Below are 11,542 nucleotides of genomic sequence, written 5' to 3' on the forward strand. Positions count from 1 at the left end.
ACCCCGGCGGCAGAGTGCTGGCGGGAGACTGACTACCTACCCGAGCTGGCTACCAGACGACCTCGCCCGCGTGGGCCAGGTCCTTCGAGGACGCCCAGTAGTAGTCCGGTGCCACGATCCGGTGGATCGTGAAGCCGGCCGTGCCGCTGGCCGCCGCCTGCGGAGCCGACACGCCGCTGACCCGGCCACCGGCGTCGGCGGGCATCCACAGGTACTGGCTGGCCGACTTGGTGAAGCGGCCCTCCACCTTCGCCGGCACACCGGCACCGGTACGCGCGTCGACGACCTGCGCCGTGATCCGGATCGTCCCGTCCGCCAGGGTGACGGCGGCTTCCCTGATCACCATCGCGCGCAGCTTGCTCGCCTCGGTACGGGCCGAGGTGACCGCGGACGGCGGTCCTTCGTTGCCCTTCATGTCCACCGCGGTGATCCGGTAGTAGTACCGCTGGTTGGCCAGCAGACCGGTGTCGGTGTACCCCAGGCCGTGGGTGCGTCCGACCAGGTTTCCGGGCACCACCGCGACGTCGTGGCTCTCCGAGCGGTAGATGTTGTAGTGGTGCACCTCGCCGTTGTCGTGGGCGCGCCCGTACCGCAGGTCGACGCGGCTGAAATCGACGGTGGTCGCGACCGGTGCGCTGCTGACCGCGGTCGGGGCCCCACCGCACCGCAACCGCCTGGCCCGGGAACGGCACCGACAACCGCGCCGACGTGCGCTTGCGCGTCGGCGCCGTGCCGTTGCAGGGTCGCTGCGGTTTCAGGAGGGGACGGCAAGTGGGCACGCGGAACGGTGGCGCCGCGACGTGAGCGTGAGGTCGACAAGCCAGAGCAGCAGGGCGAGCGCGGCCAGCGCTGCCCCGATCCAGGTGATGGCGGGATAGCCGTACCCGGCGGAGAGCGCCAGACCACCCAGCCACGGGCCGACGCTGATGCCGACGTTGAAAGCCGAGACGTTGCCCGAGACCACGAGCGTCGGCGCCTTCGGCGCAATGGCGACGACCCGGGAGTTCAGCGCCGGGTTGGTGCTGAATCCCACGAAGCCGAGCACCGCCACCAGGGCAACCACCGGTCCGCTGTGGTATGCCGTCACCGCCAGCGCGACCGAGGCTACGAGCAGCCCGGTGAAGCCGACACCCAGCACCGCATGAGGGAATCGGTCCGCGGTTCGTCCTCCGGTCGCGATGCCGAGCACCGCGCCGAGCCCGTAGCCGAACAGCACGACCGGCACCCACCCGTCATCGATGCCGGTGGTTTCGATCAACATGGCCGCCAGGTACGAGAAAGTCCCGAGCAGTGCCGCGGTCGCGACGGCGGTCATGCCGTAGGAGAGCCAGAGCCTCGGGCGCATGAGCCCACGGATCTCGTCGAAGGCGCGTGGCGCAGTCTCCGGACGAAGCGCCGGCACGGTGAACGCGATTGCGACCGCTGCGAGCGTGGAGAGCGCCGCCACGGCCCAGAATGCTCCGCGCCATTCGAAGTGCTGACCGATCCACGTGCCGGCGGGAAGGCCGAGGACCGTGGCCACCGTCAGGCCACCGGCAACGATGCTCATCGCGCGTCCCCGCCGTTCGGACCCGGCCAGCACCATCGCCGTACTGCCGCCCACGGCCCAGAATCCGGCGTACGCGAACGCGCCCGCGAACCGCATGGCAAACAGCAACGTGTAGCTGTCGGTGAGCGCGCCGATGACGTGGCTGAGGATGAAGACGGCCAGGAAGACGAGCAAGGCATACTTGCGAGGCCACCGCAGCGTGAGCACGCCCAGCATGGGGGCACCGATCAGCATGCCGAGCGCGAACGCGGTGATCAGCAGCCCGGCTTCGGGGATGCTCACGCCGAGGTCGCCGGCGAGGCCGGGCAGCAGCCCGGCAAGCATGAGTTCGCTGGTTCCCTGGGCGAAGATTCCGAACCCGATGACCCAGATCGCGACCGGCATCAGAGCAGCGACCCCCCGCTGGCATCGATCCACTGTCCCGTGACCCACCGTGCGTCGTCGGAAGCCAGGAACGCGACGACATCGGCGATGTCCTCGGGGCCGGCCACCCGGTTCATCGGCGACAGTGCGGCGATGGCCTCGCGCCCCTGCGGGGTGGCCAGCCGGACGGCGTTCATGTCCGTGTCCGTCGCGCCCGGTCCGACGGCGTTGACCGTGATGCCCCGCGCCCCGAGTAGTTTCGCCAGCGTGGCGGTGAAGGCGTCGATCGCGGCCTTTGACATCGCATACGCGATCAGCTCAGGGTTGCGTGCACCGTGGGTGAACCGCGTGGACAGGTTCACGATCCGCCCCCGGTCGTGCAGCCGCGCCAAGCCCTGCTGGACCACGAAGAGCGGCGCCTTCGTGTTGACGGCGAACACCTCGTCATAGGTCGCCTCGTTCAGCTCGGCGAAGGGAACGCGCCCACCGAGCACCCCGACATTGTTCACCAGGATGTCCACGCCCTCGGCGTGCTCGTCGAACGCCGACCACAGGTGCCCGGCATCACCCGGGACACCGAGCGTGGCCTGGATCGCGAACGCCGAACCCCCGCGCGACTCGATCTGCGCCACGACCTGTGCCGCAGCATCGCGGCTCGACCCGTAGTGCACCGCCACCCGCGCCCCGTCGGCGGCGAGTCGCAGCGCGATCGCACGCCCGATCCCACGTGCGGCACCGGTGACCAGTGCCGTCTTGCCCGTCAGTGCTGCCACGACCCACCCCTTTTTGTAGCGATCGCTAGACAATGCGAGCGTAGCACGTTGTGTAGCGGCCGGTATAAAATGGCGGCATGGCGACCTCCAGCACGCGCGGCCGACCCCGATCCTTCGACCGGGATGTCGCTCTCGACCAGGCCATCCGCCTGTTCTGGCGCAACGGCTACGAGGCGACCTCGATCCGCGATCTCAGCGAGGCGCTCGGAATCGGGACTCCGAGCCTGTACAACGCGTTCGGCGACAAACAGGCACTGTTCACCGAGGCCGTCGGCGTCTACGACCGCGAGTACGGAGAGTTCATCGAAGCCGCTCTCGCCGAGGAGCCGACAGCGGCCGCTGCGATCGCTCGCATCCTCTCCGAGGCACCAGCCCGCTACACCCGGCGCGGACTGCCTGCCGGATGCCTCGTCGTCAGCGGTGATGCCGGGTGCACCGACGCCACGATCCGCCGATCACTCCAACGGCTACGCAGCCACAAGACCCGACTCCTGACCGACAAGATCAACGCCGACATCGCCACCGGCCAGCTACCTGAAGACACTGATGCAGCCGGATGGGCCGGCTACGTCATGGTGGTACTCAGTGGCATGGCCCAGCGGGCCCAGGACGGGGCCACCCGAAGCGAACTCACGAAGATCGCACAGATCGCCAGCGACACGGGCCGCATGGGGTGAACACTCTGCGGCGGCGACCGCGTTGAGCGCCTCCACGCGCTCCGCGCCCACCACCTGGACGGCGATCGCCCCCCGCTGGCCCGCGCACCACACGTCTTGGCCATTCGGTCTGACCCGCCCAGCTCGGCGCATTCCGCTCGGACCAACTTCTCTGACAACGGACAACGGTGCGTGAAGGTCGAGGCCGCTGGCGCCGCCACGTGGAGCTGCATGCTCATGCCGATGAGCGGATGGGGCTGTCATGCCGCGTCGACTGCGCGAGGCGGATCACGCCCTAGCCCGGTTGAATCGGGCGCCCCAGCTGTGGATCTGCTCGAGCAGTTCGGGCGGGTCGAGGACGCGGAAGTCGGCGCCGAGCGCGCCCAGTGCCATGGTCGGCCAGTCCAGGGAGTCGGCGGTCATCCGCACCCGGCAGTGCTCGGCGTCGAGCTCCTCGACTGTGGCCCACCGGCCGATCCGCTCGCGCACGGCCGCGGCAGGGGCGTCGACCAAGGCCTCCACCCGGTACGGGCGGGGCAGGTTGCCGAGGCTGGTGCGGACGAAGTCGGCGGCGTCGGCGGCGGGCAGGTCGCGGGGCCGGAACCGGGAGCCGGTGCCGTACGGCGCGGTGAGGCGGTCGATTCGGAAGCTGCGCCAGTGGTGCCGGGTGAGGTCGTAGGCGACCAGGTACCAGCGGCGGCCGAGGGAGACCAGCCGATGCGGTTCGACGTGCCGGTCGGTGTGCTGGCCGTCGGCGGCGGTGTAGGAGAAGCGGAGGTGTTCGTTGTCCCGGCATGCCAGCGCGACCGCGGTGAGCACGCCCGGGTCGACGCCTGGCCGGGTCGGGCTGTCCCAGCCGGCGGGCAGGGTCATCGCGCACAGCGCCTCGACCTGGCGCCGTAGCCGCGCCGGCATCACCTGCACCACCTTGGCCAGCATCCGCACCGAGGACTCGGCGAGGCCCTCCACCGCGCTGTGCGCGGCGGCCTGCAGCCCCACGGCTAGGGCGACCGCCTCCTCGTCGTCGACCACTAGCGGCGGCAGTGCCGCGCCCGCGGTGAGCTGGTAGCCGCCGTCCACCCCGCGCTGCGCCTCGACCGGATAGCCAAGCTCGCGCAGCCGGTCGATGTCCCGGCGCAGGGTGCGGACCGAGACCCCCAGTCGCTCAGCCAGTTGGGTGCCCGGCCAGTACCGGTGGTTCTGCAGCAGGGACAGCAGCCGCAGGGTCCGGGTGCTGGTGTTCGCCATGTCGTTGATTCTTGCGCTATTCAGGTCAGGAAGTGTCCGCAGGGCGGCCTAACGTGGGTCCTGACCAACGGGAACAGGAAAGGGAACCGGAGACGATGAGCGAGACCACCACCGCCGATGAACGGACCACCCACGACCTGGCCGACGCGCCGGCCGCCACTGGCGAGCGGGCCGACCTGCTGGCGACGCTGGCCAAACAGCGGCACTTCCTGCGCTTCACCACCCGCGACCTCACCGACGAGCAGGCCGGACGGCGGACCACCGTCAGCGAGCTGTGCCTGGGCGGATTGATCAAGCACGTCACCGCGGTCGAGCGGAACTGGGTGGGCTTCATTGTGGATGGCCCGTCGACGATGGGTGATTTCACCACCATGACGGAGGCCGACTGGGCCCGGTGGGCCGACGGGTTCCGGCTGCTACCCGGCGAGACACTGGCCGGTGTGCTGGCCGACTACGCCGAGGTGGCCCGCCGGACCGATGAGCTGGTCGCCGCCTTGCCTGACCTGGACGCCACCCAGCCGCTACCGAAGGCTCCGTGGTTCGAGCCCGGCGTGCGGTGGTCGGCCCGCCGGGTGCTGATGCACATCATCGCCGAGACCGCGCAGCACGCCGGCCACGCCGACATCATCCGCGAGTCCCTGGACGGTGCCAAGAGCATGGGCTAACCAGTGGCACGGTGAGGACGTATTACGCCGCTCCCCCACACCACCAGTACGAGGACGCGGGGCGCCTGCCTGCAGAAACGGCGCCCCCTTGAGAGGGCGCATCCTGTCCGCGCCCTGAGCCGCAGCAGGAAGTCAGCGCCGCCGCCGGCCGGGTCAACGCATCTGGCCGGGCCGTTCATCGCGTGGCCGCTGGATACCGCCCGTGACGGACGCACCGTGATCGCCGTCGCCTGATTTGTCCACGGAGGGACCCTGGCTGCGGCAGCGCTGCTCTACCCGCACACCTGGCCGGCGGTGATCGCCGTACTGCTGGCCGTCTCAGGCTTGGTCGGCCCTTGCTGACCGCAGGCATCAGCAGCCGCCTGCCTGCGATCGCCGGCCCCGGGCCAGCGCAGCCAGCGCCGCGCCCAGGGCTGGGACGTCGCCACCTACGGCATCGCCGGTACGATCGGGCCCTCTGTCGTCGCCGCCGTCGCGGCAAGGGGCGGTGAAAAGGGCGGCCAACTCGCTGATCAGCGCGATGTGGGCCCGTTGCTTGGAGATCACCCAGTTGTCGCAGGCGCTCCAACGCATGAGGCCGGTGTGGTCCATCGCCACGTCCTCGACGTCCAGTAATACCTCATCGGTACGTTGCTTGTTCCACACCTGCCACCCGCCGCAGCGAGGGTTGGTGAGGATGACGCGATGGCGCTCTTGGATGTCCTCGGCCCGGTGGCGCTGCCCGGCCGTGTTGCCGGCAGGGGCCTGGGCGGCCCGCGTGCGCCGAGCCCGGAGCGAGGTCCCGAGCGCCCCGTGCATCGAGTACGGCACGCCCGGCTCGGCGTCGCCGAGCAGCACGGTGCCGCCCTCGGAAGCTGGGGAGGCGCCGCCGTCAACCGTTGAACGTCGGCGAAACGCGGCTTCCCCTCGACGTACGAAGGGAGGTGGCGGCCTCGGCCGCCACCCGCAGGACGCTACGAGCCACGCGGTCGGTCTCACGCAGCATCGTGGGATCGGTGCGCGGCATCGGGCTGATGATCGTGTCGCCCATTACCTCGTCGAGGGGGATGCCGGCGACGTGGAACGCGGTGTCGCGCGTGCCGTCGGGACGGACCAGTAGCCCCGTCTGGGGGTCGACATCGAATCCGCCGGTGGGGTGCCGGCGTCCGTCCCGTCCGCGGACGCTGAATGGACGCGTGCGGCCCGCCGCCACGAGCGAGTGGGTGAGGGTATCAGCGCTGGCCGTGACGTCGTGCGCGTGCATCCACGCGTCGATGAGCACGGGACTGGTGACGGCGGAACCGGCGACAGCGGGCGACTCGGCGCGGAAGAGGCCGAGCTCGTCGTCGGCGATGACGTGCGCCGCGGGGCCGATGAACCTGACGAGACCGGCGTCCACGAGGGCCAGCAACTGCCGGCTGCGAAAGGCCGGTGGGCCGCTGCCGACCATGCCGCCGAACGCCTGCAGGGCGCGGAAGCCGCTCGCGCGCGACTCGGCGTCGAAGCCGCCGAACGTTCCGATGACGTTCGCCAGCTGTCGCGCCGCGCTGATCGACCACAGTCCGGCCTTGATGGCGCTGTCCCGTCCCTTCGCCGACTCGGTGAGGTCGTCGGCCATGTAGTCGACGACCCAGGCGGTGAATGTCTCGGGATCGGGGAACGCTCCGCGGACCGGCGACATCGCCGCCGGCAGGTCGAAGCGGTCCGTGGCGTCCGGAACGTGTGGCGCTATCGCGGCGTCGAGTGCCGACGGCAGGCCCTCGGTGGTGTCGATCGTCGCGAGGACCGTGGTCAGTGGGGCGGCGAACGCTTCGGGGCGCACGCGGTGAAGCGTCTCGTAGTAGTCGACGAATGCGTCCTTGACGATGAGCGGCCACAGCTGACGGTCGAAGTCGATGGGGCGTGGGATCGTCGACCAGTCGACCGACCGCAGGTGACGCTGCGGCGCCGAGGGTGGCAGTGAGCCGTAGAGCGACTTCGCCCGGTACGGGACGCCCCGGTGAGAGGTGACGTGCATCTTCGGCTCGCGGCCCGACGGTTCGTAGCGCACGCCCGCCCGCGTCAGCGAGTCGTCGACGAATCGCCCACCGCGGCCGATGGTCAGCAGCGTCATCGCGTCGAAGAAGCCCATCCCGAGCCCGCGTACGATCGCGGTCGCCCCGTCCGGAACATCCCCGAGGGCCTGGTCGATCGGGTTGTCGGGACGTACCCACATCATCTCGCGATGCCTGGCCAGCACCGCCAGGAAGCCGTGCTCCTCGTCGGTGTGGTCGCGCGGCATCCACCCGGTCGCGGCCACGACGGCATCGCACGCGAGCACCTCACCGGTGCTGAGTTCGATGAGCTGGCGCCCGCCGTCCTCGCGTATGCCGACTGCTCGCGCCAGGTGGGTGGCAACAGTCACGCGTTCCGGCATGGTGTTGAGTGCCCGCTCGAAGCACCAGCGGATGTACTCACCATAAAGTGATCGGCTTGGATGGGATGCAACCGTGATCGCCTCAAGCTCGTCGCGGTAGTCGTCGACGAAGCCCGGGCGGACGGCAAGCGAGGCGAACGCGGCGCGGTGGGCCGGATCGATGTCTGCCACCTGGATCGCCGACGACGGCGACGGGTGCGCGGCATCGAGCGCGAGCCGACACCACTCGAACAGCGTGGGCCCGGGTGCGATCGGGCCGGCCATCGTCACGGTGTCGTCGGTGAAGAGCGTCACGGCCCCCGCAAGGGTGTTCATGCACATCTGGCGCGTTTGGTCGGTACGCCAGATGCGACCCGCACCGAGTTGAGTGTCGTCAATGACAAGTATGTCGAGGTGGTCGATATCGGTGAAGTCCGCGAGATTCGCACCGATTCGCTCGAGCAGCGATACCCCCCGGGGGCCTGCGCCGATGAGCGCGATGACGGGGCGGGAGGGGCAGGATGTCGATAGTGGACGGATGTCTATGAACCGGGTCACAGGCCTACCCTACTTGGTCGCTAGGTTTAGTAGAGTTCCGGCATGGTGAAATTGCTGGTCACCCAGCACACGCGAGCAGTGTCGCGGTGTGACGCTGGCAGGACGGACAGTGTGTGCTATGACCCGGCCCCGCCGCCGCGATGTCGGTGAGGTCGGGACATCGGGGGCGCCTTCGGCGAGGGCATAACCTGCCGTCATGCCGGCGGTCGACTTTCCGTCGACGATTTTCGACGGATCAAAAACGGTGTCGGTGACGATGGGCCGCACGAGGTTCAACCAGGGGTAGCTCACCACACCGGCGCGCCGTCGCCTGCCATTTTCCGGATTGTGTCGAGGTTGAAATGAGCGTGGGAAGGAAACGCAGCGACGGTGATCGAGTTCCGCGACCTGAGAAAGTCCTACGGCGATCACGTCGTGCTCGACGATATAAACCTGAATATCGACCAGAGAGAGATCTTTGGTCTGGTCGGCGTGAGCGGCGCGGGGAAGTCCACGCTGCTGCGGTGCATCAACCGGCTCGAGGAGATCGACAGCGGCAGCCTCATCGTCGACGGCACGGACGTACGCGCCATCGGCGATCGGGACTTGCCGCAGTTCCGCCGCCGGATCGGCATGGTGTTCCAGCAGTTCTCCCTGATGGAGCGCAAGAGCGTTTACGACAACGTGTACTTCCCTCTCAAGTGCCAGGGCGTACGCAGATCAGCGGCCGACCGGAAGGTGCGCGATCTCCTCGACCTCGTCGGACTCGGTGAGAAGCTCAAGGCGCTGCCCCGGGAGTTGAGCGGTGGGCAGAAGCAGCGGGTCGCCATCGCGCGGGCCCTGGTGAACGATCCGACGATCCTGCTGTGCGACGAGGCCACCTCCGCGCTCGATCCGAACATCACTGAGGCGGTCCTCGATCTCCTCAAGCGCATCAATGGCGAACTCGGCCTCACGATCGTCGTGGTGACCCACGAGGTGGCGGTCATGAAGTCCGTGTGCACTCGGATGGGCCTGCTCAGCGACGGGCACCTGCGCGCGGAGGGGGCCGTCGAGCACTTCTTCCTGGACAACCCGGAGCTGCTGGGGGACTTCATCCGCGACGCGGGCCGTCGCCCAGAAGTCGCTCCCGGCACCTCGCTCGTCCGGGTCGTCCAGCGGGACGTCGCGGAGACCAGTCTGCTGTCGCAGCTCGCCATCCGCACCGGCGTGCCGTTCGAGATCTCGTGGGGCGGGCTCGACCGCTACCGGGACCGGGTCTCGGGATCGTTCCTGCTTCAGGTGGCCGACGCCGATATTCGCGCGGTGTGCGACGGCCTGACCGCTCTCGGGGCCGACTGGAAGGAGATCTGATGTACCAGTACGAGTTTTCCGAGCTCTTCGAGCGGATCATCCTGCCCGGGCTGCTTGACACCATCACCATGCTGCTCGGCTCGTTCATCACGTGCACCCTGGTGGGGTTCACGCTCGCACTGGTCCTCGTAACGACCGACACACACGGGCTTCGACCCAACCGGACGGTCCACGAGATCGTGAGCACCGTTATCAGCATGCTGCGGTCGGTGCCGTTCATCATCCTCGCCATCTCGATCATCCCGCTGACCCGCCTGGTACTCGGCACGTCGATCGGCGTGTGGGCGGCGGTCTTCGCCATCACATTCGCGGGCAGCCCGCTGATCGCGCGGCTCCTCGAGAGCGCCTTCAAGGAGGTCAATCCGAGCCTCATCGAGGCGGCACGATCCTTCGGCGCGAGCGACCGGCAGATCACCTTCCGGGTCATCGTCACCGAGTCGGTACCGGCGGTCGTCTCGCAGATGACGCTCGGCGTGATCTCGCTGCTCGGCTTCACCGCAGTGGCCGGCACGATCGGCGCGGGCGGCCTGGGTGCCGTCGCCCTGACCTACGGCTACCAGAACTTCAACGACCAAATCATGTACGGCACCGTAGCGATCCTGGTCGTCATGGTGATCGGCATTCAGCTCGGCGGCAACGCCCTCTACCGCAAACTCCGGTAACTCCAGCCCCATGAGTCCCAGCACGAAAGGCAGCACCCCCATGAGAAACCCCCTCAGGAGAGTGATCCCGCTCTTCGTCGTCGGCGCCCTGGCCGTGTCCCTAGCGGCCTGCTCGTCCGGCTCCGGCTCCGGAGGCGACGGCAAGACGGTCAGGATCGGCGTACTCGCCCGCGAGGAGCCCGACCTGAACTTCGTGGCCGAGCATCTGGCTCAGCAGGGCTACACGATGAAGGTCCAGGTGTTCGACGACAACATCGCCATGAATCGGGCCACCGAGGACGGCAGTATCGACGCCAACTTCTTCCAGAACGCAAACTACCTCAAAAGCTACAAGGACAGCAACGGATCGTCGCTCGTCACCTACGGCCCCTGGCTGCAGACCACGGCCGTGCAGTTCGTCTCGAGCAAGCACGACTCGGCCGACGCACTCCCGAACGGGGCGCGCATCGGCATCGCCAACGACTCCGCGAATCGCGCCCGGGAGCTTCAACTCCTCGCCGCCAACGGCCTCATCGAGCTCGCGAAGGGCGTCGAGGCGCCCACAATCCTCGACATCACCTCCAACCCGAAGAACCTCCGCTGGGTTGAGGTCAACCCGCGCAGCAAGGCCGCGGCGTTCCCCGACCTGGACGCGATGACCGCTCCCTCGATCACCGTCTACCTGATGAAGGACCCCTCGATAAAGGCCCTTTACGAGGAGACGCCAGAGGTCTACCGCACCTACGGAGGCACGCTCTGGGTCGTCAAGGAGGGCTACGAGAACACCGCCTGGCTCGATGCGGCGACCTCGTTCATGCAGTCCGCGGACTACAAGACCTGGATCGCGAACACCTACAAGGGCCTCAAGAAGACGCCCTGACTCCTCGCAGCCCCTCGAACCGCAGCCCCTCAGGAAGGAAAACACCATGGTCAGCGTCGTCGGCATGACCGATCTCCCGCTCGACAGGGTCGATCTCCCCACGTTCGTCGACGAAATCGGGCGTGCGGCGCAGACAGCCTTCGAGTTGCCCCCGCACATGCGCAGCGTCTACCTCGTGCCGCTGCCACCCGAGAACTGCACGGTGAAGGACGGCTACGAGATCACGTTCTTCCTGTACACGGCACCCGGCAAGAGCGTGGAGCTCAAGCGTCGGACAGTGAAGGCGCTCCACGATGTCGTCCAGGCCAGTGACTGGGGCGACACCGTCAAGGTGGTGGTCATCATCAAGGAGCATGCCGCCGAAAACGTCGGAGTCGGCGGGATCCTTCGCCTCGACATGACCTGACATCGGCCGACCGTGCCGTTGCCGAGTAGGGGCGTCCGTCAATTGGGCGATGCGGGTGAGGCACCGCAGCCCCACCAGCCCAATTGACGGCCGGCCC

General features: G+C 68.4%; 12 protein-coding genes. 6 read left to right on the forward strand and 6 right to left on the reverse strand.

The window, feature by feature from the left end; genetic code table 11:
* Positions 1–49: 49 nt before the first annotated feature.
* The 3 genes from ACGFIZ_RS23660 to ACGFIZ_RS23670 form a co-directional block, all read right to left on the reverse strand.
* Complete coding sequence (locus ACGFIZ_RS23660) at positions 50–670, reverse strand: hypothetical protein (protein WP_393422545.1); 621 nt, start codon at positions 668–670, stop codon at positions 50–52.
* 84 nt (positions 671–754) lie between these two features.
* On the reverse strand, positions 755–1,933 hold the full coding sequence (locus ACGFIZ_RS23665) for a Cmx/CmrA family chloramphenicol efflux MFS transporter (RefSeq protein WP_393422547.1): 1,179 nt from the start codon (positions 1,931–1,933) through the stop codon (positions 755–757).
* On the reverse strand, positions 1,933–2,685 hold the full coding sequence (locus tag ACGFIZ_RS23670; RefSeq protein WP_393422549.1) for an SDR family oxidoreductase: 753 nt from the start codon (positions 2,683–2,685) through the stop codon (positions 1,933–1,935). Before ACGFIZ_RS23670 ends, ACGFIZ_RS23665 begins: the two co-directional genes overlap by 1 nt.
* A gap of 77 nt (positions 2,686–2,762) precedes the next feature.
* Here ACGFIZ_RS23670 and ACGFIZ_RS23675 point away from each other — a divergent pair, with 77 nt between their 5' ends.
* A complete protein-coding gene (locus tag ACGFIZ_RS23675; RefSeq protein ID WP_393422551.1) occupies positions 2,763–3,362 on the forward strand; it encodes a TetR/AcrR family transcriptional regulator in 600 nt (199 codons plus the stop codon).
* Positions 3,363–3,629: 267 nt separating this feature from the next.
* Here the strand turns inward: ACGFIZ_RS23675 and ACGFIZ_RS23680 are convergent, their stop codons facing one another.
* Positions 3,630–4,589 (reverse strand): helix-turn-helix transcriptional regulator, encoded by a 960-nt coding sequence (locus ACGFIZ_RS23680; protein WP_393422553.1) that lies wholly within the window; start codon positions 4,587–4,589, stop codon positions 3,630–3,632.
* A 95-nt stretch (positions 4,590–4,684) separates the two neighbouring features.
* Between ACGFIZ_RS23680 and ACGFIZ_RS23685 the strand changes: the two genes are divergently transcribed.
* Positions 4,685–5,254, forward strand: coding sequence for a DinB family protein (locus tag ACGFIZ_RS23685; protein WP_393422555.1), 570 nt, complete (start codon positions 4,685–4,687; stop codon positions 5,252–5,254).
* A 351-nt stretch (positions 5,255–5,605) separates the two neighbouring features.
* Here ACGFIZ_RS23685 and ACGFIZ_RS23690 read toward each other — a convergent pair whose 3' ends face one another.
* Positions 5,606–6,091: a hypothetical protein gene (locus tag ACGFIZ_RS23690; RefSeq protein ID WP_393422557.1), complete on the reverse strand. Its 486-nt coding sequence runs from the start codon at positions 6,089–6,091 to the stop codon at positions 5,606–5,608.
* A gap of 34 nt (positions 6,092–6,125) precedes the next feature.
* Positions 6,126–8,186, reverse strand: a complete 2,061-nt coding sequence (locus ACGFIZ_RS23695) for an FAD/NAD(P)-binding protein (RefSeq protein WP_393422559.1) — start codon at positions 8,184–8,186, stop codon at positions 6,126–6,128.
* A gap of 369 nt (positions 8,187–8,555) precedes the next feature.
* On the opposite strand from ACGFIZ_RS23695, the gene ACGFIZ_RS23700 reads away from it, so the two are divergent.
* Genes ACGFIZ_RS23700 through ACGFIZ_RS23715 form a run of 4 tightly spaced genes read left to right on the forward strand, consistent with a single transcriptional unit; the run spans position 8,556 to position 11,445 of the window.
* Positions 8,556–9,518, forward strand: coding sequence for a methionine ABC transporter ATP-binding protein (locus ACGFIZ_RS23700; RefSeq protein ID WP_393422561.1), 963 nt, complete (start codon positions 8,556–8,558; stop codon positions 9,516–9,518).
* Positions 9,518–10,180, forward strand: coding sequence for a methionine ABC transporter permease (locus ACGFIZ_RS23705; RefSeq protein ID WP_393422563.1), 663 nt, complete (start codon positions 9,518–9,520; stop codon positions 10,178–10,180). Before ACGFIZ_RS23700 ends, ACGFIZ_RS23705 begins: the two co-directional genes overlap by 1 nt.
* A gap of 40 nt (positions 10,181–10,220) precedes the next feature.
* Positions 10,221–11,039 (forward strand): MetQ/NlpA family ABC transporter substrate-binding protein, encoded by an 819-nt coding sequence (locus tag ACGFIZ_RS23710; RefSeq protein WP_393422565.1) that lies wholly within the window; start codon positions 10,221–10,223, stop codon positions 11,037–11,039.
* Positions 11,040–11,085: 46 nt separating this feature from the next.
* Entirely contained in the window at positions 11,086–11,445 is a 360-nt protein-coding gene (locus ACGFIZ_RS23715) for a tautomerase family protein (protein WP_393422567.1), read from the forward strand.
* The last annotated feature ends 97 nt before the right edge of the window (positions 11,446–11,542 follow it).

The organism is Micromonospora sp. NPDC048830, assembly GCF_043198215.1.
Classification (GTDB): Bacteria; Actinomycetota; Actinomycetes; order Mycobacteriales; family Micromonosporaceae; genus Micromonospora.